A 23,552-nucleotide genomic window follows, 5' to 3' on the forward strand; every position below is an offset into this window, starting at 1 on the left:
ACTGCTTTTGATTAAGTGACTTCAATACTGATAGGAGAACCGAACATTAAAACGATTCGCTTTATTGCCGCCGTTTGCATCAGCATGCGTGTAATTAAATATCGTTACTATGCCATTTTTCCACATCATATCCGCACCCAAAGACAGCAAAAGCATTCTTCTGTCGACATCATTACTTGGGATTAAATAGATCGCATCTGGCAGATCGATGTAATTTATTTTCAAACTATCCCTGCGCGCAAAATCACGTTGATATTCCATCTTCAAACGCGGGATTAATTCGCCCCATGACGTAACAATTTTCATTTCGCTATTAAAGCCGACGGTACTACGTTGGCTTAGCATCGTCTGCTCATGGTAATGCAGGAGATTAGAACCAGCACCGGTCTCTGAAAACGGATCCAACTTCATTTTCGTCATGTCGAGGCGTACATACGGCATCAGCACTATTTTACTAAAACTAAGATCGCCGCTGACTGAGCCTGAACTGATCATCTGCGTTCCCTTCCACTGCCCAAAAGCCATAGACAAATCCTTGCCATCCTGACGACCAAAACGGTCCTCGATCTGATTTACACCCAGCATGAATGAGAAACGCATAGCCGGAAATAATTGTGTCGTAAGATAACTCGCGGCAGTATTCGCAGTCGCCGTCATGAAGGAAGGATTGCGTTCAAACTCGCTATGATCGCGGGCATAACCCAAGCCAAAACCGATATGGGTCTTGCCGCCACCAAAACAACGATCACCGCCGGCGCTAAAACCCATGGTGGTGTATTTCAAGCCATTCGCACTACGATAGCTACCCGCACTATTCAAACCAGATACCCACATAGCAAGCGGACCACATTCTGTCTTACGCTCTTTATTCTCATCCGTTTTTGAGGTGCTCGCTTGTGACGCCAACTCAAACATCCTGCCATTAAAGTGTTCTATTTGCGTTTGTTCAAAATGACGTACGGCTGCAGTAGTCGCCGTAAACATCGCCAACACACCCGTATCTTTAGATGGATCTGGGCGCGGCACTACCGTAATAATTAACTGTGCGACATTCGATACGCCACCGATAGCGGTCGCAGTAAAATTGATACTATCACCACCTATATAACCCGGTGCTGGTGTATAAGTCACTCTTGTACCACTAACACCTGCTACACCATGTTCTGGCAAAGTATTCAGGCTGATAGTGACTCCAGAAAAGACAGGACCAGAAACCAAAGTGGCCAGATCAATACTGGCACTGCGTCCTGTCTCTACTGTTAGATTGGCATTTTTTGCTACGGGTGCTGCAGCCACTACGGAGATATTGATGGTCGCAGATGCGAAACTACCATTACTGCCTAGCACCGCATAAGTAAGGCTATCGGTTCCAACAAAATTGCTTGCAGGTGTATAGCTTAGCGTCATGCCATTAACAGCCAGAACACCACGCGTTGGTTGTGCACTCACACTGAGGCTAATCGCGCCAGCCAAGCTCAATACCGGCAAGGGATTTGTTGTGCTGTTAGCTTGCACGATAACACTGTTTGAACTAGCGCTGATGGCTTGTACATTGATTGTGATCGTCACAGAATTCGAAACGCCACCCGCCCCTGTGGCGGTAATCGTAACGGCATCGTTACCGATATATCCCGTTGTTGGTGTGTACAACAACTCGGTTCCTCTTAGCACAACACTACCATGGCTCGACGCACTGACTATATTGATCGTGGTAGCAAGACCTGCTATTTTTGGAATGATACTGTTGGCCACACTGTTCGCGACGACCTGCACATTGCTTCCTGTTAGAACAGGTGCTACTGCAAGAACATTGATGGTGATAAGGGCGGGTATAGATGTTCCGCCAATTCCGGTTGCCGTCACCGACAGCGTATCAACACCGACAAATCCTGGTTCTGGCGTGTAGCTGACTCCTAAGCCACTGATAATTGCCACCCCACGACCTGGTGGGGTACGAATCGCAATGCTGCTGACATTTCCGCTGGTGCTCGGAATAATCGAATTGCCGCTACTATTGGCATTCACATTAATCGTAGTCGCATTAACGACTGGCAGATCGTTGACGACATTGATGGTAATAGTCGCCGTTGATGAAGGGCCGCCTGTACCTAAAGCAAGTAAAGTAATCTGATCTATACCTGCATATCCTTTTTCAGGGGTATATCGTAAATCCAATCCATTCAAAGTCACCACGCCATGCGTCGGCATACCAATAATACTTAGGCTTGCTGCATTGCCCTGAATCGAAGGATTAATAAGATTGGCACTGCTATTTGTATTCACTCTAACAATACTAGATTCAAGAATTGGTGATGGCTCCACAACGTTAATTGAAATGTTGGCAGGGGCAGAATTAGCACTGCCATTTGAAGCAATGACAACAACACTATCACTTCCCACATAACCTGCTGCTGGTGTATACCGCAATGCCAATCCGTTAACACTGACCGATCCGTGCGATGCGCCACTCACAATTATCAGGCTACTTGCACTACCTGTAATAACTGGGACAATCGAATTAGCACTCGTATTTGCAAGAATTGTGATGTTCAATGGAGTCACAGAAAAGGCTGCTGCTGCTACGGTAATAGAAACAGTTGCTGCAGACGAAGTACCGCCTGGACCTGTAGCCTGATAGCTGAATGTGTCACTACCAGCATAGCCACTGGTTGGTGTATAGATAATATTCAAACCACTAACCGTTGCGGTTCCATGCAATGGCGTTGAAATCACAGAAATACTGCTAACGCTACCTGATGTCGAAGGGCTTAAAACATTATTCGTGCTATTTTGAGTCACTGATTGGCTAAAACCATTCGCTGTCGGCGCTACTGGTGCTGGTGGCAAGACAGTGACATTAATCGTCGTTGAATACAAAACCGGCACTGAGAAAAAAGTAGCACTAACATTGACTGTAAACGTATAACTACCAGCTGTAGTAGGTGTGCCAGACATAACCAACTCATGACCATTGGTTGCCGGAGGTGACTTAGGTATCGTGGTGGTGCCAATGCCGGAAGGTAAAGTGCCAACTACTGTGTACACATTGTCTTGAGTACCCGTGCCCTCAAAATTTTGTGAAAACGTTTGTCCCTGCGTCATTGTCACATTCACAGTTGCGCCAGAATTTAAAATTGTTTGCGCTTGAACCGGAACAGACAATATTGAGCAAGCGATCAATGCTGTCAGCAAAAAAAATTTGAAAAGTAAACGCTGTACCGATCGCGCGCCCGATTCTAGGAAATGTTGAATAGCTGTTGGCATTGGCAACATTGACTCAGTCAATTTCATACTTACTCCCGAAACTTTTTATATTTTTTCCAGCGAATTAGTGCGACAACTAAGTCCACTATTTTGATGTACCCTAATACCCCCCCTTTAAGGCACAACATCGTGATGAATACAGCATAGATAATTAACTTTGAATCGACAAACAAAAAAACAATGAATTCAGTATTGCCTAGACACAAACCATAAATGATTTTATTAAATACGCAGATATTTAATATAATGGCGGATTTAATTTGTTAACATGAATGATTGTACATGGCATAAGTATCAGATAAAGCCAAAGAATCAGCGTAAATGAGACAATCTAATTGAAAACATATTGAAATAAAAAAACTCAATCTATGTCATTTTCTTATCATTTATGATCTGTAGTATGCTGTTCCGCAATTGTATGTAGTAAAGTTTGACGTAATTTTGATAAAGACTCCGAATCTTTTTTGTGTTTATTTGTATTCAATATCTCTCACAAGCAAAGCAAAAAAATGACTGCCAATTCCGCACCCAATGCCAGCGCATCATCTACTTCTGGCTCATCGTCTCTACAGCAACTCAAGATAAATCGTCAGCCAGCATCAGGAAATAAGAAGCCACGTGCTTATGGTCGTTGGATTGGCATAGCCTTGGTCATCGTGGTGATACTAGGTTTTCTGCTTAAACCCAGTAGCCAAGAAGTACAAGCCAGCTCAGTGATCACCACCTACCCTTCACAACAATATGCCCAACTCACTGCGTCTGGCTACGTAGTTGCGCAAAGGAGAGCGGCAGTCGCCAGCAAAGCGACTGGCAGATTAGTGTGGCTGAACGTGCGTGAAGGTAGCATCGTCAAACAAGGTGAAGTAATTGCAAAACTGGACGCCAGTGATGTGCAAGCAGCGATGGCGGCGGTGCAAGCGAGCATCCGCCAAGCGGAAGCAGGCGTGGCACAAGCGAATGTTGAAGTGGTCAATGCAGAATCAGATTTAAAGCGTAGTCAGGGTTTAAGTACACAAGGCTTTATCTCTAGTCAGGCATTAGAAGCCGCGAGCAAACGTTTAAACGCAGCCAAAGCCGCGATGATTTCTGCACAAGCCACGGTCGCAGTGGCCAAAGCACAACTCAGGGTGCAACAAGTGAATCAAGACTTCACCGAAATCCGCGCCCCTTTCGACGGCGTGGTTTTGGTCAAGAATGCCAATGTCGGCGATATCATCACGCCCTTTTCCAGTGCTGCCGGTAGCCAGGGTGCGGTCGTTACCATGGCGGATATGGGTACACTTGAAGTTGAGGCTGATGTCTCGGAAAGTAATCTCGCCAAAGCAAAAATCGGCCAACCAGTTGAAGTCACTTTAGACGCCCTGCCCGATACGCGTTTCCGTGGCAATGTGGTCAGTATTGTGCCCACAGTCGATAGAGCGAAAGCCACTGTCATGACCAAAATACGCTTCGAAAAACTCGACCCGCGCATTTTGCCAGAGATGAGTGCCAAGGTCACAATCTTGTCACAAGCTGCCACCGATGCCGACCAAAAACCAGTATTAGCGATTAACCCTAAAACCGTGGTGGATCGTGGTGGCAAGAAAGTTGTTTTCAGAATTAAAGACGACACCGTAGAAATGATAGCCGTGAATCTGGCGAGAAAAATTGGCGACAATCAGGAAGTCACTGGTGTGCTGCAATCGGGTGATAAGTTAGTACTCATGCCAACCGAAAAACTTGAAGCTGGCAAAAAAATCAGCGTTTCTAGCAAATGAACGGTGTTGCGATGACTGAGAATAATTCTATCGTAGCGCCAGCATCTGGCGACAACGATGCGCCACCTATCATCCGTATTCGTGGTTTAGACAAATCCTACACACGTGGTGGGCAGATCATTCCTGTGTTAGAGGGCGTTGATCTCGACATACAAACCGCTGAGTTTTTGGCACTGATGGGGCCAAGTGGCTCAGGTAAAAGTACCCTGCTCAATTTAATTGCGGGCATCGATAAACCGACTGCGGGCACGATAGAAATCGCTGGTATCAATATCGCGAATTTAAGTGAAGGACAGCTGGCGGATTGGCGTGCTGCGAATGTGGGCTTTATTTTTCAATTCTACAATTTGATGCCCGTGCTTACCGCATTTGAAAACGTAGAACTGCCTTTGCTGCTGACGAATTTATCTAAAAAACAGCGTCACGCCCATGTCACAGCAGCACTAGAAATGGTCAAACTAACTGACCGTATGGATCACTATCCGAATGAATTATCCGGCGGCCAACAACAACGCGTTGCAATTGCACGTGCCTTGGTAACCGATCCGACTTTAATCGTGGCTGATGAACCAACGGGTGACTTGGATAGAGTGACTGCGGAAGAGATTCTTAATTTACTTGATGAGTTACATCGCAGCTTAGGAAAAACCATCATCATGGTCACGCATGATCCCAAAGCCGCATCGCGGGCAAGACGTTTAGTGCATCTAGAAAAAGGTCTCTTGGTAGCGGACGAAGCTTTAGCAACAACCTCCTCTTCACACTGAGCGATAAAAAACGCTATGTTTATCCTGCGCTTATTACTCAAAAACGCTTTCCGGCATAAGCTGCGCACGATCTTAACGATGGTGGGTCTGATCGTCGCCATTTGTGCCTATGGCTTATTACGTACCATTATTGACGCTTGGTATGCCGGCGTCGATGGCACATCCAGCGTCAGACTGATCACACGCAATTCGATTTCACTGACTTTCCCACTGCCTCTAAGTTATGCCGACAGACTCAGAAATGTCGATGGCGTGACAGGCGTCAGTTGGTCAAATTGGTTTGGCGGCGTGTATATTACTGAGCGTAATTTTTTTCCGCAGTTCGCCGTTGAACCTGCAAGTTATCTGGCGCTCTATCCTGAGTATGTATTGAAAGACGAAGAGAAAAAAGCTTTCATCTTGGACAGACAAGGTGCCATCGTTGGGCGCAAATTAGCTAATCAATATGGCTGGAAAATTGGAGATCAAATTCCCATACGCGGCACGATTTTCCCTGGCACTTGGACCTTCACCTTGCGCGGCATTTGGGACGGTGTTGATGCTAAAACAGATGAATCACAATTTCTATTTCACTGGCAGTTATTAGCCGAATCAAATCGTAAACGTTTCAAACGCAATGCGGATTATGTCGGCGTCTATGTGGTGCGCATTAATGATCCGAATAATGCGCCATTAGTATCTGAGCGTATCGATGCGCAATTTAAAAATTCGTTAGCGGAAACCCTGAGTGAAACAGAAAAAGCATTTCAGTTAGGTTTCGTTTCTATGAGTGAGGCGATCTTAGTTGCCGTCAATGCGGTCAGTTACGTGATCATCATCATTATTATGGCGGTGATGGCAAATACCATGACCATGACTGCACGTGAACGCTTAGCCGAATATGCGACACTCAAGGCATTGGGCTTTTCACCCAGCTTTGTGGTGAAACTTTTATTTGGTGAAAGTCTGGTCATTGCCTTGCTCGGTGGCGGTGCCGGCGTCTTACTGACACTGCCGATTGCTGCCGCATTTGCCAAAGCGGTCGGTACTTTATTTCCGGTTTTTGTCGTGTCACAGACAACGATCGCATTACAAATCCTCGCCAGCTGTATCGTTGGCATCGTCGCGGCGGCTTGGCCAGCGTGGAAGATGAGTCGTATCGATATCGTCAATGGCTTAAGGCATGTCGCATGAAGGCAATTCCTTTTTCTTACGTCGCCAGAAATCTTTGGGTGCGCCGCGTCACCACCTTACTCACTGCAGGCGGTATGGCGCTCGTGATCTTTGTATTCACCGTAGTTTTAATGATGAGTGAAGGAATACGTGCGACCTTAGTCGCGACCGGACAGCCAGACAATATTTTAGTGTTACGCAAAGGTGCGGGCGCCGAAATCAATAGCGGCATTTCCCGTGATCAGGCAGCCATTATTGAAAGCCTGCCCGGCATTGCGACCAATAAAGAAGGTAAGGCGCTTATCAGTAAAGAGCCTGTGGTTTTGAATAATTTACCTAAGCGCAGTAATGGTAAACCCAGCAACGTGACTTTGCGGGGCACCTCAGCACTAGGATTAGAATTACGTCCACAAGTAAAAATGATAGAAGGTCGTATGTTTCGACCCGGCACATCCGAAATAATCGCTGGACGCTCGATCTCGCGAGGTTTTCGTGGCACGGGTCTGGGAGAGACATTACATTTCGCTCAGCGCGACTGGGTCGTGGTCGGCATTTTTGATTCTGGCAAAACAGGCTTTGATAGCGAAATCTGGGGTGATAACGAACAAATGATGGCAGCATTCCGACGCAATGCTTATTCCACTATCGTGTTTCGCCTGAATGATCCCACCGCCACGACTGCATTACAAACTGCTATTACAAATGACCCGCGCTTACAAATCGATGCCAAGCCGGAAATTCAATTTTATGCTGAGCAAAGCGAAGCACTCGCCACCTTCATACGAATATTAGGTTTGAGCCTCTCGGTTATCTTTTCTATCGGTGCCATCGTTGGTGCCATGATCACCATGTTTGCCGCGGTGGCGCAACGCATAGGCGAAATCGGCACCTTACGTGCATTAGGATTTCGACGTAGCGCGGTCTTGGTTGCGTTCCTCTCCGAGTCTTTATTGTTATCACTGGTAGGTGGCGTCATTGGCCTATTTGCCGCTTCGTGGATGCAAGCAGTTGATATCTCTACGACCAATTTTCAAACCTTCAGCGAGCTCGCATTTCAGTTCAAATTGAATGGAGAAATTATCTTCAAAACTCTGATGTTTTCTTTGATTATGGGTTTCATTGGTGGTTTTATTCCGGCATGGCGTGCCTCCAGGATGAAGATTGTGGATTGTTTACGAGCCTCATAAAATAGATTTTTCAACAAGTATCTGACGAACGTATAAATACTTTGAAAATTCCTGAAACAAGACATATACTGTACATACATACAGTATTTTAAGCTATCATGTCTTCCGTTTCGATCAAAAATATCAATCAAAATTTGGAAAGCCTCCATCCCTCAATATGGCGGGCATCCCAACTTGGGCGCAGCACAGGTGATTATGTAGATTGTGGCTACCCTGCTTTGGCACAGGAATTACCAGGTGGCGGCTGGCCCTTAGCGGGAATGACGGAGCTGTTAGTGCCGCAGGCTGGCTGTGCAGAATTGCAGTTATTAAGTCCTGCATTAAATCAATTAGCGCAGGGCAAAATCGTTCTGATTAATACGCCGTATCGCCCGCAAATTCTAGCCTTAGCCGCGTTACAAATAGATTTATCTCAGGTGCTCTGGCTACCCTGTAACAATTCTCAAGATGCCTTGTGGGCAGCAGAACAAATAGTGCGCAATCAATCCTGCAGCGCGGTTTTGTTATGGCAATCAATATCAACACGACAAAAACGTGCGCCTGCATTCAAAAGCGATGCGCTACGTCGCTTGCATATTGCAGCACAGTCAGGACGCAGTTTATTTTGCGTCATACGACCGTGGGAAAGTCAGCTCAGTCCCTCACCTGCACCACTGCGCATCAAACTAAGTCTGCAGGAACAAGCTTTAGTGATTGATATTTTTAAGCGACGCGGTGCGCAGCAAATTCGTCCCTTAACACTGCCGCTTTCGAACTACACGATTAATGCTCATGACAGTGCTAATGCCAACGCCACTAACAACATCAATTTAAATACAGTCAACGTTAATACAAACATACTTAATACACAGCATGCCCGCGATGTCTCCACTCCCACCGTTATGGATAGCGATACATTTACCCCAGCTCGCGCTGGAGGTATTTCATCCGCGCTGGTTAGCTAAACTGGGTACAGATTGCAGCATCGTAGTGTGTGACAATAAAGTGGTTTGTGCTTTATCTGAACCAGCAAGGCATGCGGGTATTGTCATGGGTATGCGGCAAAGCAGTGTTGGGCTGCTCAGCCTTGAGGCAATGATCAAAGAACGGGATTTAGGGCTAGAACAAGAGCTCAGACAGAAAGTCGCTATCACGCTCTTGCAGTATTCACCGCAAGTGGCTTACTCCGACGAACATCACAATGTTATCTTGATCGAAGTAGCTGCCAGCTTACGTCTGTTTGGTGGCATACGATGTCTGTTTCGCCGCATTCAAGACAACTTACAAACACTAGGTGTCAGCGCGCAATTCGGTGTCGCCAGAAATGCCAGTGCTGCGACTATTTTCTCGCAACAATACCACCGTAATTTTTATCAACGAAGCAGACGCTTACAACTGTGCTTGAGTCAAAAACATTTAGCGCGACGCCTGAATATTATCTCCTGTCGATTATTACCTGCAGCCGCAGCGCAAGCTGACTGGTTGTCAGGTATCGCCTGCAATCAGCTAGGTGCACTGAGGCAATTACCGCGCGCGGGCTTACAAAGACGTTGCGGCAAAGCGTTACTGAAAGCACTCGATACTGCGTATGGCGAACACCCAGAATTTCATCAATGGCTGGAAGTGCCTGCACAGTTTGATGCGCGCTGCGAACTACCTGATCGTATAGAAAATACCGATATCATTTTTCGATATGCGCGTGGATTGATTTTGCAATTATGTGGTTGGCTGCAAGCTCAGCAATCAGCTGTAAAAAAAGTCCACCTATACCTAGGACACGAACGTGGACGACAAGCCGTGTCACCCACTCTACTGCCATTACAATTAGCGCAAGCCAGTTGGCAAGAACCCCATCTGACGCATCTATTAAAAGAACGCTTAGGTCAACTGTCACTCAACGCCGCAGCTATTTCTCTTCACTTACAAGCAGCCGAAATAGAATTACGTCAGGCACATAGTGAATGCCTATTTCCCGATAGTCGTCATCAGACCGAAGACCAAACCAGACTGATAGAACTACTCATTGCCCGTCTCGGTGCCGAGCAAGTATTACAAGCCGCACCGCATGCCGATCATCGTCCCGAAGTGGCCAACCGCTGGGTCTCGGTCATGGAAAAAATAAAGCCAAACGTCGATATGAACATAGCCTTAAAAAAATTTAGTAATCCACGACCAAGCTGGTTATTAGAACAGGCACAAGTTTTAAGCGTGCACCAACACAGTCCCTACTACGGCTCCAAACTCAAATTACTCTCCAGCGCCGAACGCATAGAAGCTGGCTGGTGGAATGGGCAATTAGTGACACGTGACTATTTCATCGCCGAATGCAATAAATATTTTCGCTACTGGATTTATCGCGAAAGAATAGGTAATGCACAGCTCATGCATGAAGACGAAGTTTGGTTTTTGCATGGTTTTTTTGGTTGATATTGGTTACCAAATTTTTCAATCGATTTTTTCCTCTAAGCACTCATGCTGCCCCACTACGCCGAATTATTTTGCTTCTCCAATTTCACCTTTCTGCACGGTGCTTCGCATGCAGAAGAGTTGGTCGCACGCGCGGCAAAACTCGCCTATAAAGCGTTGGCGATCACCGACGAGTGCTCCTTGGCAGGTGTTGTACGTGCGCACGAGGAAGCAAAAAAACAAAAACTCCCATTAATTATCGGGAGTTATTTTGAACTCCAAGTTAGCCCGCATTATCCAGAATTAGGCAAACTACGTCTGATAGCACTGGCACAAAACCGTGAAGGCTATGGCAATCTATGCGAATTAATTAGTTTGGGAAGAATGCGTCCGCATGTCATCAAAGGTCAGTATCACTTAACACCCGAAGACTTCAACGCGACATCCACTGAGTTTAAACATCTGACAGGTTTGCCGGATTGCTTGTTAATAATTGTTCCCGACTATCCCGCAGACATCAAACAATTAGCATTACAAGCGGCATGGATGGCGCAACATTTTCCAGGACGTGCCTGGTTGGGTTTAAACTTATTAACGCAAGCACTCGATGACAGGCATCAGCTACACATCCAACAAGTCGCACAAGAAACACAACTACCGGTAGTCGCATTAGGTCAGGTTTGTATGCATGTACGTTCGCGCAAACCCCTGCAAGACACACTCACTGCGATCCGCCTGGGGAAAGCCATCGCCGATTGTGGCTATGATCTGGCACCCAATGCAGAACAGCATCTGCGCTCACGCCTGCGCCTAGGCAATATCTATCCTGCCAAGGCCTTGCAAGAAAGTCTGCGCATCGCTGATCTATGCCAATTCTCTTTAGATGAATTGCGCTATGAATATCCAGATGAATTGGTACCCGCAGGACAAACACCTGCCTCTTTCTTACGCCAAGAAGTCTACGCCGGTGCAGATCAACGTTATCCTAGGGGCTTATCAGATGAAGTCGTCGCCAAGATAGAATATGAACTCCACTTGATTAATGATCTGGCGTATGAGCCTTATTTTTTAACCGTGTATGACATCGTGCGCTATGCACGCTCGCGAGATATTTTATGCCAAGGGCGCGGCTCAGCGGCCAATTCGGTCGTCTGCTATTGCTTACACATTACGGAAGTGAGTCCAGAAAACGGCATACTTTTATTTGAACGTTTTCTATCCAAAGAACGTGGTGAACCACCCGATATTGATGTCGATTTTGAGCATCAACGACGCGAAGAAGTGATTCAATATCTTTATCGCAAATATGGCAGACAGCGCACCGCCTTAGCAGCGGCGGTACACACTTATCATCCTCGTGGTGCTTTGCGCGAAGTGGGTAAAGCCTTGGGTATCGATCATCATCTCATCGACAAACTCGCCAAATCGCAACACTGGTTTGACAGCAAAGAGGCCTTATTAGAACGCTTTACCGAAAGCGGCTTAGATCCCACTGCTCCTGTCGCACAACAATGGGCGGGCTTGGTTTATCAACTCTTAAAATTTCCGCGCCATTTATCCCAACATAGCGGCGGCTTTGTTATTTCCCGCGATAAGCTATCGCGCTTGGTGCCGATTGAAAATGCCAGTATGGAAGGACGCAGCATTATTCAATGGGATAAAGACGATCTCGAATCCTTAGGCTTACTCAAAGTCGACGTACTGGCTTTAGGCATGCTATCGGCACTACAAAGAGCTTTTACATTAATGCGACAAATCCCAGATTGCCCGACTCGCATGCAAGATATTCCGCCAGAAGATAGCAAGACCTATGACATGATTTGCAAAGCCGATACAGTGGGCGTTTTTCAAATCGAGTCGCGGGCGCAAATGGGTATGCTGCCACGTTTGCGTCCACGCACCTTCTACGATCTGGTCGTGCAAGTGGCGATTGTACGACCTGGCCCTATTCAGGGCGGCATGGTACATCCCTATTTAAAACGACGTCAGGGTTTAGAGCCTGTTAATTATCCCAAACCAGAAATCGAAAAAGTCTTATCTCGTACTTTAGGGGTTCCTATTTTCCAAGAACAGGTCATGCAAATTGCGATGGTTGCCGCTGACTTCTCACCCGGCGAGGCGGATGAATTACGTCGCGCTATGGCGGCGTGGAAACGTAAAGGCGGCCTCGCACATTACGAGAAACGCATCATTGATAGCATGGTAAAGAATGGCTACGAATTAGAGTTCGCCATGGCAGTATTTAATCAAATGCTGGGCTTTGGTGAATATGGTTTTCCTGAAAGCCATGCTGCCAGTTTCGCCTTGTTGACCTACGCTAGTTGCTGGATTAAATGCCATCAGCCGGCTGTGTTTTTATGCGCCTTACTCAATTCGCAACCGCTCGGCTTTTATACCCCCTCACAATTAGTTCAAGATGCCAAACGTCATCAGATCGAGGTGCGCCCTATTGATGTCATGCATAGTGATTGGGATTCCAGCTTGGAAGATGTCAAAGTTCGTCATACGCAAGGCTTACAGGCCGCAGTACGTTTGGGTATGTCCTTATTGCGCGGCATGTCGCAAGAAGCGGCACAAAGAATTATGGCAGCGCGTCAACAGGCGTCGTTTACAGATATTCATGATCTGGCTCGTCGTGCGCAACTCAAACGTAGTGATGTCGAAGCACTCGCACATGGTAATGCGCTGACTGCCTTGGCCGGACATCGACATCAAGCTTTGTGGTTAGCGATTGCGGCGGTTCCTGATAAGGACTTGTTGCAGCCGACCAATTTAGCAGAAACACCAGCACAACTGAGTACGCCCAGCGAAGCTCAGGAAATCATGCGTGATTACCGTAGCACGGGCTTGAGCTTGCAACGTCATCCTGTTGCCTTATTAAGAACTCGCTTACTCACACAACGCTTCCTACCCGCCGATGTACTTCACACATTTCAAAACAAACAATTTGCACGTGGTTGTGGCTTGGTCACCGTCAGACAACGTCCCGGTACCGCCAAAGGCGTTCTGTTTATCACGATAGAAGACGAAACCGGTCCTATCAATGTGATTGTCTGGCCCGCCTTGGTCGAACAATTCCGGCGTGAAGTATTCCATGCCAGACTATTAGGCGTGTACGGTATTTGGCAAACCGACGGCAAAGTCCATCATCTGGTCGCCAAACGCCTGGTCGATATGACACATTTATTAGGGAATTTTGAAACGATCAGCCGCGATTTTTGTTAATCTTTAGTACAAATACATTTGTAATATTAGGTAAATCTCATCATATTTGAGATCAATCCAATCTACAATTGACTAAGGAACAAATGCGCCATAACAAGAACATCATCATTTTTTTATAGTTTGTGAATTTTTGTGACATCCGAAAGCACCACTCGCGCGTTAAGCCCCAACAGGTAGACTTATTTTCACAATCTAATTCGCTTTCTTCCTTCTATATTCACTCCATGTGCGAGAACATCACCATGACACTGATACATCACACAAGAAAAATTCTGAGCATCGCTGCCATCAGCATTGCCACTTTGGGCTTGGCACAATCAGCAGGTGCTCAAGATGAACCTCCTGCGCGTGTAGCCCGCGTTGGCTACGCCTATGGCAATATTAGTTTTGCCGATGCGGGTAGCAATGAATGGGTACCTTTAATCGCAAATCGCCCAATTTCTACTGGGGATAGTGTCTTTGTACCCGGCAACGCCAGAGCAGAACTACAAGTTGGTGCCAATGCATTACGACTGAGCGAGCAAACCCGTATCAGCTTTATCAATTTAAATGACAACAATATACAAATCAAACTCTCGCAAGGCAGCATGGTGTTACGTGTACGCGCCCTGCAAGAAAGAGAGAATGTAGAAGTTAGCACACCCAATCTGAATTTTTCTGTCCAAGAACCTGGTGAATACCGCATCAATGTCAATGACGACAATACCAGCACCATCATCGTGCGCAGCGGTATCGGCGTGGCACAAGGTGATCGCGATGTCATCACCTTACGTGCTGGTGAGCAAACTCGTTTCTCCGGCACCAACTTGAATCACACACAAATCGCCCGAGTGCCGCCCTTTGACACCTTTGATCAATGGGCCGCGGATCGTGATCGTGCTGAAGAAAATTCGATATCAGCACGCTACGTCCCTCGTGAAGTGGTCGGCTATCAGCAACTCGATGACTACGGCAATTGGGAGACCCATGTTGAATATGGCTCTATTTGGTATCCACGCGGCATCTCCGCAGGTTGGGCACCGTATCGCGACGGTCAATGGGTTTGGGTTGCGCCATGGGGTTGGACTTGGGTAGATCGCTCACCTTGGGGCTTTGCACCGTATCACTATGGTCGCTGGGCATTTGTTGGCAAACGCTGGGGCTGGGTACCAGGTCGCTATGAACGTCATTACCGCCCGGTGTACGCACCTGCCTTAGTGGCTTTCGTTGGTGTTGGCAGCAATGGTATCAGCGCAGGCATCAACCTCAATAGTCGCAATCACGGCTCTTCAGTGTCATGGTTTCCACTGGGGCCTGGCGAAGTTTATCGCCCGCATTACACGCAAAATAGCCGTTACATCCAAAATATCAATCAAACCGTGATCATCAATAACACCACGGTGGTGGATCGTACAGATCGCGGCTACCGCAATCAGCACGTATACAATGCAATCACGTCGGTTCCAACCAGAACCTTTGTGCGCGGCGAACATGTCTACCCTGCTTCGTCTTCGATTCTATCGGGTCAGATAAGACAAATGCAGGTCGCTACTGAAGCACCGAATCTGGTACCAGAAAAAGGTAATCGCTTTGGCGATGCGCGTCCACGCAACTGGCAAGAAAATGATCAGTTCCGCAGCCGTCCGGTTATCACCAATTCAAATCGCGGTGAACCTATACAAACCACGCCAAATACGGGCGCATCAACAGGTACAGTGAACGGCATTATAGGAAGCACACTCAATCAACGCCCACAGGACAACCGCGAGAATAATCGTGAAAACATTCGCGACAACAATACATCATTTGGACGTCGTAACGACAATTCAGAACGCCCACAAGCAGCGCTGAACGATGCCCGAGCCGTGACGGTTCCGAATACGAATCAACAAACAGCGCCAGCGAGCAACAACTTAAACAATACCAATCCATCAGGCATACGTACTGTGGAAGAAATGAATGAACAGCGCAATCGCAATCCACGCATAGAACGTCTGGAACGATCTGATCGTTTTGATCCTCGTAGCAACAACAATAGCGGATTTAATGCTGGCAGCCCAAGCACGCCTATACCACAACCATCACAGCAGCCACAACAAATGCCACAAGCGCCAGTGGTCACGAGACAGGAAGATTCAAGTCGCTCCACGATTAACAATCCAAGAGTAGAAAGTCGTCGTGACAATTTTGAACGCAGCAGCGCTCCCGTCAATGTACAAGACAATAGTGCAGCAATGCAGGTGCCTCGCCCAATGGAACGTTCGGCCGAGCGCACGGTAGACCGTAGCGAACGACGCGTAGAAAGAAGTAATAACGACCGCCAGTTTGAGCGCCCTGCAGAACGCCCAGTAGAGCGTCCGCAAGCAATGCCTAGAGAAGCAGCGCCCCAAGCGGCAATGCCACAAGCACCAAGAGCTGAGCCACGTCCAGCGGCAGAGCCAAGAAAAGAAGTAAAAGCTGAAAAAGAAAAAGAGGGAGAAAAAAAGAGATTCGAACGCTGATTCTTTTCTTAACTCCCTTCTCCCGCAAGCGGGAGAAGGGTTGGGGATGAGGGTGTTTCAGTCTCAACCAAAGATAGTTAAAAATCTAAATCCATCAGATTTTTACTGTTTAACTTCTAACACTACGAAATCGTTTCTGAACTACCCTCACCCTAGCCCTCTCCCGCCTGCGGGAGAAGGGATTTCCAGCGTACTTAACTTGACGAGACGAAGGCTTAGCTGAACGGCATTACACATAGAGCGCCGTTTTTTTCAATCAAAAATACCAATTCACAGTTTTAATACTTCGCAGCTTGTCCACTAGCTGGCGTCGCTTTCTTAATGAACTCGCGAATATGCTCATTTGACGTCACCAAATCTTCCGAACGCAAATACATCATGTGACCACTGCGATAGCCTTTAAACTCCATACGATCTCGCATCTTACCGCTAGGGTCAACTTGCCACATCGTGTATTTCGCGTCGAAATAAGTGGTCGCGCCGTCATAGTAGCCAGACTGCACTAACAAACGCATATAGGGATTTTCTGCCATCGCCAGACGTAGGTTTTCACCCGTACGATCATTGCTGTTATCCCAAGGATGCACAGGGCCAAACATGTTGTACTTCACATCCGTTTTGTACTTCAATACATCACGCAAATAATGATTAATCGCCGGCGTAAAAGAATGCAACCAGGACGTCAGCTCCGCATTGTAATCAGGGCCACTACCCGCATCCATTCTGTCGATACCTAAGTAGCGTGAATCCAAACGTCCGACAGTTTGTCCGCGAGTGCGCAACAAATCTTTCCAGAAATAAGACGTCGGCACCGCCAAATTGTGTTGCAACACCGTGGTTTCAGACAGACCGGAATATCGCGCTACTTTCGCCGCCATGTCTTTGCGTTGCGCCGGATCGATAAACCCACCTTTGGACAAGGCTGGAATAAATTCATTCAGCGTGAAAGTTTCAACTTCCTCCAAGACTTCATTCAAATCGCGCTTCTGCAAATCGGCAGGCAAGACTTTGTGGTGCCATGCCGAAGCCGTGTAATAAGGCAAACTCAAAGCATCATTAACGGGACCATCACGTTTGATTCCCAGTCCTGTGGGAGAGACCAGAATCACACCATTCAAATACATCCAGTGATTATTCTGCAGCTCTTTAGCCAAACCAGAAACACGCGCGGTCCCGTAGCTCTCACCGATCAAATACTTGGGAGAATTCCAACGGCTATTGCGTGAAACAAAGGTATTCAACCATTCAGCCAAATAAGCGATATCAGCATTCACGCCAAAGAACTGATTGCGATCCGCTTTAGGATCAAGAATTCGGGAGAAGCCCGTATTGACCGGATCGATATACACAATATCGGCGACATCCAAAATCGAATGTGGGTTGTCACGAATGCCGTAAGGCTGAACTGGATAACCTTCGTCATCAATGTTCAACATTTTAGGGCCGGTATAAGCCACATGCATCCAAACCGAAGCAGAGCCAGGACCGCCATTAAAAGAAATCACCAAAGGACGCTTGTCGCGATTCGTCACGTCGCTACGTTGGTAGTAGGTGTAAAACAAAGAAGCGATCACTTTGCCATCTTTATCCCACACCGGTTGCGTACCGGCAGTGGCTTTATACGGCACCAGCTTACCTTTGATCGTCACCTGACCCGTTGAATTGACAGCAGATTCGGCTGGCAATAAACGGTCATTACTCGTATTGGCTTTAGCACGCTCTACGACTGGTGCAGGTGCAACGGCTGAAGCAGCAGCGGTAGTTGCTTCCTGTGCATAGGCACTAGAAATGCACAGCGCCATGCTGACAAGAAGTAAGTTGGTTTTTTTCATAGTAAGGTGTCGCCTCTCTTTTTTATAGTCTGGCTAAGTTGCCACGTTCTCACCAGAACAATTATAGGAATGTGAAAAGTATTGCTGCACTTCTAGCGTTACCAGCATGTCCAAACTTATTTGAACCTGCCGTGAAAAGAATCAAGCGCTCCTTTAAGATATATTAAGATGAAATAAGTTCCCCCAAGCACCTAATTTTGCCTGCACTTGCCAGCGTATAATACGCAAAGCTTCTCAAAAATCAGACGCAGCTAGATAAAACCAGACAAAACTAAGCACAACGAGGCAAAAAATGAGCGACACCACCGATATCCAAATCTGCGGCACTTTCAAAGCAAACGACGCCAATGGTAAAGAACATACCATCAAAGGCATACGAATTTACGATGAAGGCTACGGCATTATTGATGTCTTCGTTGATTTTGCTGCAGCGATGGAAGCAGGCAGCTATCGCGATAGCAGCTTGATCAAAACAATCATGCAAGCCCTACATAAAGCCGGCTATGTCGGTCCGGATTTTGGTGTTACCGATCCAAGCTTGCAAGAGCGCAAAATGATCGTATTAGAAGCGCCCGAAGAATTCTGTACGTTTGCCAAGACTAAGGGTTGGAAGAATTTGGCTGAGGAATTTGAATAAAGCATTCATGCTAAAAAACCAATATTTCTTTAGCTTCAAAACTATTTTAAAATTTTTTGTAAAGGATGCTTGACATCCTTTTTTTTTCGTTTAATATGTCAAACATGCTTTACACATTCAAGTGTACAGAGTTTAGAAGCAAACGGTAAAAAGTAAGAGCAGCAATTCATACGCTGCTTATTTTTTACCTAGCCATGTAAAGCTTACTTGACTAAAATTGAGAATACGAAGTAGAAGCAAACGTAGCGATAGATTTAGCAACAACGAAGCAGGAGGTTCCGAGATTGGGATACCTGCTTTTTTAAAACCAAACAATGTAAAACAAACTTTACAAACTCAGCGTTTCACCCATTTCAAAATAAGGAGCACACGATGTCGAACAATCAATATTCAAAGAAAGACAAAGCAATAGCGAAACAATACGGTCTTGAACTAGGACTGAGCCTGCTGATTTACATGATCGTCTTATTTACTTCTATTTATTTCGCCAAAACCATGGAAGATGGTTTGTTGCGCACGCTCACCGTCTTAACGCCATGCATCCCGGCACTCGGTGCGTTGTGGGCGATCGTGCGCCAATTCAAACGCCTCGATGACTATCTGCGAGTCTGGCTATTGGAAGTATTAGCAATCGCAGGCGCTATCACCACGATCTTTAGTTTCAGTTACGGCTTTCTAGAAGGCATAGGTTATCCCAAATTAAGTGGCTTCATTACCTACGCGATTTTTATGGGAAGTTGGTGTGCTATCACCTGCATACGCAAAGTCATGGAGCGCGAATAATGAGAAATATCGTCAAAGAATTGCGCACCGATCGCGACTGGAGCCAGGCCACCTTGGCCGATCATTTAGAAGTATCACGCCAAACCGTGAATGCAATAGAAACCGGGCGCTACGATCCTAGTTTGCCCTTGGCATTTACCATCAGCAAGCTGTTTGGCAAACCCATAGAACAAATATTTTTTGTGGATTAATTTTTAAACGCGAATTTGATTTAAACGAAAACTTTACTACTGATCAAAAGGAAAAATCATGAAATCCCTTTCTTTCTGCAACACAAAACCTTCAACAAAACGTATTCACTTTGCCGTCCTGATCGCACTCATATGTGCGCTCAGCAGCAACACAGCTAAAGCCAGCACAAGCAACGAAGCGCTCTCAGGCAAAGTCACTACGTCAGTCACAACTGGTACAAATAATACGACTAAGGCAGCAAGCGCCGTCGAATACCAAGTCGGCAGCATGTACGTGGAAGAATACCTCAACCCTAATGCCAAAGGCGCTCCCATCATCTTGATTCCGGGCCTGTCGAGCGGCGGCTATATTTGGGATGACACGGTCAAGGCGCTACGTAATGAACATAATTTGTACGTCATCACACTAGCGGGTTTCAATGGCAAGCCAGCTATCGCCGGGCCAAAAATCGCCAAAGCCAAGCAATCATTACTCGAACTGATTACGAGCAAACAAATCGACAAACCTATCTTGGTCGGACATAGCTTGGGCGCCCTGCTCTCGACCTGGTTTGCGGTAGAAAATTCAGCACGGATACGCGGCGTCTTTGCAGTTGATGGCTTACCCGTTTTCCCACGCACAGAAAATATGCCGGCGGCTCAACGTCCGGCAATGGCACAAGCCGCCAAGACACAAATGGCAAATGTAACGCAAGCCATTTTTGCGGAACAACAATTACAATACATGCGTACTATGGGTGTGGTGGAAGAAAAGAACGCACAAACTTTAGCAGAACTCAGCAGCAAAAGTGACCGCGTCGCAGTCGCTGAATACATGGGCGAATTACTAGAAGCCGATATCCGTCAAGATCTGCCAAAAATCAGCGTACCTGTCACTTTTATCTCGCCATACTATGCACCTGATTTTACTCCGGTGAATATATCAGAGGATGCAAAACATGCTTACTATGGCACGCTGCTCAAAGGTATTCCTCAATTAACTATGGTTGGCATAAGTAATTCTCGCCATTTCCCCATGGTCGATCAGCCTCAAATTTTCGCAGACAAATTAGCGCAATTTATCAAATCATTGCCTTAAGTAGCGACGACTGACATCGAAGCTTCATGTGAAGATGTCATCTATAGCAAAACAAAAAAACCATATTCCCTAAGCAAAGGAATATGGTTTCTCATTCAAAAACAGAACCTTGTTTATTACGCTTATACCTAATCTACACGACCAGGCGCATCCAAGCTCCTCTTCAATGCGAGTAATAAATTGCGAGCCTGATGCATCAACGAAAACTGCCTCGTTGCCATAAACCAAGTGCCAGCAATTAGCATCACACCAGCGACTAATGGCAAATGCCACCACGAAAATGGAATCTGAAAAGCAGCGCTAAGAAGTACGAATAGCATGACCGCAGAAAAGACACTAACCAAGGAAAAAACCAAGAGTTGTGTCGCATAAACTGGCATGACGATCGCTTTACTGCTGTGATCAAACCAGCCGTAAATATTCCGCCAGTGATCAGGACCAGGCATTACTAGTGAAAGCCTATCTCCTGATTTCGGATGCAGATGGCCGAATGCACGCGCTCCAATGAAATTCGCCTGAGTTGAAGTAAAACCAAACTCTGTAAAACGTCCTTGCTTGCTAGTGACATGAGTCAAATCGGAAATATTGGTAAATGTAATGTCTTGAATATGCATTAAATTCGTCTCTCGCTAACTCTTATTTTAAACATGCAACAACACTTGATTTGCAAATAACCGACTTCCCCAGCGCATGTTGCGTCTTGCAATTTGCATAAGCAAAGTTAAATGTTTCTGGATAAACAGCGCCCCGTTTCAATGGCTTGATGATACTGGCACGTAAAGCTGTAGCAGAGATCGCCATATGAGGTGCAAGATAACTAAAGTTCCAGACTAGAGTTCCATGTGAGTTTTAACAACTCATTTTTGCTCCGCACCGATAAAACGATATACAGTCGCACCCAATACCGCGCCAACTATCGGCGCAGCCCAAAACAACCACAATTGCGCCACCGCCCAGTCACCTACAAAAATCGCGACGGCTGTGCTGCGTGCAGGATTGACTGAAGTATTGGTCACCGGAATGCTGATCAAATGAATCAATGTCAGACATAAACCAATCGCGATTGGGGCAAAACCGGCTGGCGCACGTTTATCTGTTGCGCCGAGAATCACGATCAGGAAAAACATAGTCAACACTGCTTCAATTAAGAACGCCGCAGTCATAGAATAACCACCTGGTGAATGCACACCAAAGCCATTAGACGCAAAGCCTTTAGCAACATCAAAGCCTGGTGCACCGCTCGCGATCAAATACAAGATCGCGCCACCCGCTATGCCACCAGCCACTTGCGCCACGATGTAGGGCAATAACTGATTCGCTGGAAAACGGCCACTCAACCACAAGCCAACCGATACAGCCGGATTCAGATGACAACCAGAGATATGGCCGATTGCATAAGCCATAGTCAAAACCGTCAAACCAAATGCCAGCGAAACGCCAACAAAACCGATCCCCAAACCTGGAAATCCCGCAGCCAACACGGCACTACCGCAGCCGCCCAAAACTAACCAAAAAGTACCGAAAAATTCTGCGCCTACTTGTTTCATACTATTCCCCCTGCTATTTAGTTTGAGATTGTCATGAATTAAATTCAAAGGCGTCTAAATGAAGTGAAATATTCTTCGCACTACGCTTATCATCAATTGAAAATTAACTAAGTCATCTTGAAACACGTAGATTAATAGGTCAAGTAACTTAATGTAGATTTAACAAAATTTCTCTTTCACACCATGTCCACAAAGCGTGGCAACTGTTCTTTCAATCAACAAAGAAACATCGATCAATTACTTAAACAGCAGCAACAAAAACAATCACTTACTATTTCGAAGCGCTGTGTCCATTTTAGGTAGTTTTAACTCAGACCGGTATTTAACTAAGATCTCAGACGCGATCCGAGCAACTTCCGCTATTACAGTATTTTTTATTTCGCTTGCTACGTTTGAATCCGTATAAAAGACGGCAATAGTAAATGGCGGCAAACCTCGCGGATAAACAATGGCTACATCATTCGCTGCACCATTGGAGCCAGTTCCAGTTTTATCGCCAATCAACCAATTTTTATCGAACCCTGCCTTCAGTCTGTTTGCCCCAGTTGTATTACCAAACAACCAAGCTTTAAATTGTTCTTTAGAGGTCAAACTTAGCACATCCTCACTCAATAGCTTTTGCAAACTACTGGCCATCGCGGCTGGCGTACTGGTATCTCTTTCATCATCTTTCATGTTGGTATTTAAAGTGGGTTCATTGCGATCCAAGCGCGTTGTCTTGTCTCCAAGCGAACGCATAAAATCAGTCAATGCGGCGGGACCACCGATAGATTCAAGCAATAAATTAGCCGCAGTATTATCACTGTATTGAATCGATGCTTCGTTCAACTCTGCGATTGTCATGCTACCGGCACTCAGATTCTCTTTAGTAATTGGCGCATACTCGAGCAGATCGCTTTCTTTATAGGAGATCGCACGCCCCAAGGATTCACGTTGCGCGTCGACCCGAGCGAGCACCGCAGCACCGAGCAAGGCTTTGAAAGTACTGCACATGGCAAATCGTTCGTTCTCACGCCTTGCGAGTAATGGTTTTCCATTTAAAAGCACCACAGCGACACCCAGTCGTCCGCCATGTTGCTTCTCTAAAGCAGACACTCTGGTAACAAACTCTTTTTGAGCCGAATTAGACTCTGCATTGGCAGTTTGTGCAGCAAGGAAAAACAAAAAAGACAGAAGAAATAATGTGAAACTTTTTTGCATACCGCTATTCAAAAAAAACATAAATAAGACTCTACTATTCAAAATAAAAACTGATAAACCCATGAAC

At 46.3% G+C, this 23,552-nt stretch carries 17 protein-coding genes and 1 pseudogene; 12 read left to right on the forward strand and 6 right to left on the reverse strand.

All coding sequences use genetic code 11. From position 1 onward, the window contains the following. Nucleotides 1–21: 21 nt before the first annotated feature. Nucleotides 22–3,291, reverse strand: coding sequence for an Ig-like domain-containing protein (locus ACO0KZ_RS16050; protein WP_422997006.1), 3,270 nt, complete (start codon nt 3,289–3,291; stop codon nt 22–24). Nucleotides 3,292–3,773: 482 nt separating this feature from the next. Here ACO0KZ_RS16050 and ACO0KZ_RS16055 point away from each other — a divergent pair, with 482 nt between their 5' ends. From ACO0KZ_RS16055 to ACO0KZ_RS16090, 8 genes are all read left to right on the forward strand, one after another. Next, nucleotides 3,774–5,021, forward strand: coding sequence for an efflux RND transporter periplasmic adaptor subunit (locus ACO0KZ_RS16055; protein WP_422997008.1), 1,248 nt, complete (start codon nt 3,774–3,776; stop codon nt 5,019–5,021). A gap of 11 nt (nt 5,022–5,032) precedes the next feature. Next, nucleotides 5,033–5,788, forward strand: a complete 756-nt coding sequence (locus ACO0KZ_RS16060) for an ABC transporter ATP-binding protein (protein WP_422997010.1) — start codon at nt 5,033–5,035, stop codon at nt 5,786–5,788. A 15-nt stretch (nt 5,789–5,803) separates the two neighbouring features. Further along, nucleotides 5,804–6,961 carry an ABC transporter permease gene (locus tag ACO0KZ_RS16065; protein ID WP_422997012.1) on the forward strand — a complete coding sequence of 386 codons (1,158 nt, stop codon included), beginning with the start codon at nt 5,804–5,806 and terminating at the stop codon, nt 6,959–6,961. Further along, on the forward strand, nt 6,958–8,127 hold the full coding sequence (locus ACO0KZ_RS16070) for an ABC transporter permease (protein ID WP_422997014.1): 1,170 nt from the start codon (nt 6,958–6,960) through the stop codon (nt 8,125–8,127). Before ACO0KZ_RS16065 ends, ACO0KZ_RS16070 begins: the two co-directional genes overlap by 4 nt. Before the next feature lie 98 nt (nt 8,128–8,225). Beyond that, nucleotides 8,226–9,071, forward strand: a complete 846-nt coding sequence (imuA, locus tag ACO0KZ_RS16075; RefSeq protein ID WP_422997016.1) for a translesion DNA synthesis-associated protein ImuA — start codon at nt 8,226–8,228, stop codon at nt 9,069–9,071. After that, complete coding sequence (locus ACO0KZ_RS16080) at nt 8,989–10,533, forward strand: Y-family DNA polymerase (RefSeq protein WP_422997018.1); 1,545 nt, start codon at nt 8,989–8,991, stop codon at nt 10,531–10,533. The genes imuA and ACO0KZ_RS16080 overlap by 83 nt, the downstream gene beginning before the upstream one ends. A 45-nt stretch (nt 10,534–10,578) precedes the next feature. After that, nucleotides 10,579–13,737 carry an error-prone DNA polymerase gene (locus tag ACO0KZ_RS16085; RefSeq protein ID WP_422997020.1) on the forward strand — a complete coding sequence of 1,053 codons (3,159 nt, stop codon included), beginning with the start codon at nt 10,579–10,581 and terminating at the stop codon, nt 13,735–13,737. 242 nt (nt 13,738–13,979) lie between these two features. Beyond that, complete coding sequence (locus ACO0KZ_RS16090; protein WP_422997022.1) at nt 13,980–16,217, forward strand: DUF6600 domain-containing protein; 2,238 nt, start codon at nt 13,980–13,982, stop codon at nt 16,215–16,217. Nucleotides 16,218–16,495: 278 nt separating this feature from the next. On the opposite strand, the gene ACO0KZ_RS16095 is transcribed toward ACO0KZ_RS16090, so the two are convergent. Next, nucleotides 16,496–18,049: a S10 family peptidase gene (locus ACO0KZ_RS16095; protein WP_422997024.1), complete on the reverse strand. Its 1,554-nt coding sequence runs from the start codon at nt 18,047–18,049 to the stop codon at nt 16,496–16,498. A gap of 292 nt (nt 18,050–18,341) precedes the next feature. Here ACO0KZ_RS16095 and ACO0KZ_RS16100 point away from each other — a divergent pair, with 292 nt between their 5' ends. The 4 genes from ACO0KZ_RS16100 to ACO0KZ_RS16115 all read left to right on the forward strand — a co-directional run bounded on the left by ACO0KZ_RS16100 (nt 18,342) and on the right by ACO0KZ_RS16115 (nt 20,738). Further along, complete coding sequence (locus tag ACO0KZ_RS16100) at nt 18,342–18,686, forward strand: hypothetical protein (RefSeq protein WP_422997026.1); 345 nt, start codon at nt 18,342–18,344, stop codon at nt 18,684–18,686. Nucleotides 18,687–19,058: 372 nt separating this feature from the next. Beyond that, entirely contained in the window at nt 19,059–19,469 is a 411-nt protein-coding gene (locus tag ACO0KZ_RS16105) for a hypothetical protein (protein WP_422997028.1), read from the forward strand. Next, entirely contained in the window at nt 19,469–19,660 is a 192-nt protein-coding gene (locus ACO0KZ_RS16110) for a helix-turn-helix transcriptional regulator (protein WP_422997030.1), read from the forward strand. The genes ACO0KZ_RS16105 and ACO0KZ_RS16110 overlap by 1 nt, the downstream gene beginning before the upstream one ends. Nucleotides 19,661–19,718: 58 nt before the next feature. Beyond that, nucleotides 19,719–20,738: an alpha/beta fold hydrolase gene (locus ACO0KZ_RS16115; RefSeq protein WP_422997032.1), complete on the forward strand. Its 1,020-nt coding sequence runs from the start codon at nt 19,719–19,721 to the stop codon at nt 20,736–20,738. Nucleotides 20,739–20,866: 128 nt separating this feature from the next. Here ACO0KZ_RS16115 and ACO0KZ_RS16120 read toward each other — a convergent pair whose 3' ends face one another. From ACO0KZ_RS16120 to bla, 4 genes and pseudogenes are all read right to left on the reverse strand, one after another. After that, nucleotides 20,867–21,352 (reverse strand): hypothetical protein, encoded by a 486-nt coding sequence (locus tag ACO0KZ_RS16120; protein ID WP_422997034.1) that lies wholly within the window; start codon nt 21,350–21,352, stop codon nt 20,867–20,869. A 22-nt stretch (nt 21,353–21,374) separates the two neighbouring features. Further along, a pseudogene (locus ACO0KZ_RS16125) lies at nt 21,375–21,566 on the reverse strand (DUF5086 family protein); the annotation flags it as partial. A 29-nt stretch (nt 21,567–21,595) separates the two neighbouring features. After that, nucleotides 21,596–22,285, reverse strand: coding sequence for an aquaporin Z (gene aqpZ, locus ACO0KZ_RS16130; RefSeq protein WP_315472275.1), 690 nt, complete (start codon nt 22,283–22,285; stop codon nt 21,596–21,598). 264 nt (nt 22,286–22,549) lie between these two features. Continuing rightward, nucleotides 22,550–23,485 (reverse strand): class A beta-lactamase, encoded by a 936-nt coding sequence (gene bla, locus ACO0KZ_RS16135; RefSeq protein WP_422997037.1) that lies wholly within the window; start codon nt 23,483–23,485, stop codon nt 22,550–22,552. Between the last annotated feature and the right edge of the window lie 67 nt (nt 23,486–23,552).

The organism is Undibacterium sp. Di24W, from assembly GCF_049340325.1.
GTDB lineage: Bacteria > Pseudomonadota > Gammaproteobacteria > Burkholderiales > Burkholderiaceae_D > Undibacterium.

Coding starts and splice junctions, on each gene's coding strand:
- ACO0KZ_RS16060 (WP_422997010.1), top strand. CDS start 5,033: ATGACTGAGAATAATTCTATCGTAGCGCCAGCATCTGGCGACAACGAT.
- ACO0KZ_RS16080 (WP_422997018.1), top strand. CDS start 8,989: ATGTCTCCACTCCCACCGTTATGGATAGCGATACATTTACCCCAGCTC.
- ACO0KZ_RS16085 (WP_422997020.1), top strand. CDS start 10,579: ATGCTGCCCCACTACGCCGAATTATTTTGCTTCTCCAATTTCACCTTT.
- ACO0KZ_RS16115 (WP_422997032.1), top strand. CDS start 19,719: ATGAAATCCCTTTCTTTCTGCAACACAAAACCTTCAACAAAACGTATT.
- bla (WP_422997037.1), bottom strand. CDS start 23,485: ATGCAAAAAAGTTTCACATTATTTCTTCTGTCTTTTTTGTTTTTCCTT.
- imuA (WP_422997016.1), top strand. CDS start 8,226: ATGTCTTCCGTTTCGATCAAAAATATCAATCAAAATTTGGAAAGCCTC.
- ACO0KZ_RS16105 (WP_422997028.1), top strand. CDS start 19,059: ATGTCGAACAATCAATATTCAAAGAAAGACAAAGCAATAGCGAAACAA.
- ACO0KZ_RS16095 (WP_422997024.1), bottom strand. CDS start 18,049: ATGAAAAAAACCAACTTACTTCTTGTCAGCATGGCGCTGTGCATTTCT.
- aqpZ (WP_315472275.1), bottom strand. CDS start 22,285: ATGAAACAAGTAGGCGCAGAATTTTTCGGTACTTTTTGGTTAGTTTTG.
- ACO0KZ_RS16065 (WP_422997012.1), top strand. CDS start 5,804: ATGTTTATCCTGCGCTTATTACTCAAAAACGCTTTCCGGCATAAGCTG.
- ACO0KZ_RS16100 (WP_422997026.1), top strand. CDS start 18,342: ATGAGCGACACCACCGATATCCAAATCTGCGGCACTTTCAAAGCAAAC.
- ACO0KZ_RS16110 (WP_422997030.1), top strand. CDS start 19,469: ATGAGAAATATCGTCAAAGAATTGCGCACCGATCGCGACTGGAGCCAG.
- ACO0KZ_RS16055 (WP_422997008.1), top strand. CDS start 3,774: ATGACTGCCAATTCCGCACCCAATGCCAGCGCATCATCTACTTCTGGC.
- ACO0KZ_RS16050 (WP_422997006.1), bottom strand. CDS start 3,291: ATGAAATTGACTGAGTCAATGTTGCCAATGCCAACAGCTATTCAACAT.
- ACO0KZ_RS16070 (WP_422997014.1), top strand. CDS start 6,958: ATGAAGGCAATTCCTTTTTCTTACGTCGCCAGAAATCTTTGGGTGCGC.
- ACO0KZ_RS16120 (WP_422997034.1), bottom strand. CDS start 21,352: ATGCATATTCAAGACATTACATTTACCAATATTTCCGATTTGACTCAT.
- ACO0KZ_RS16090 (WP_422997022.1), top strand. CDS start 13,980: ATGACACTGATACATCACACAAGAAAAATTCTGAGCATCGCTGCCATC.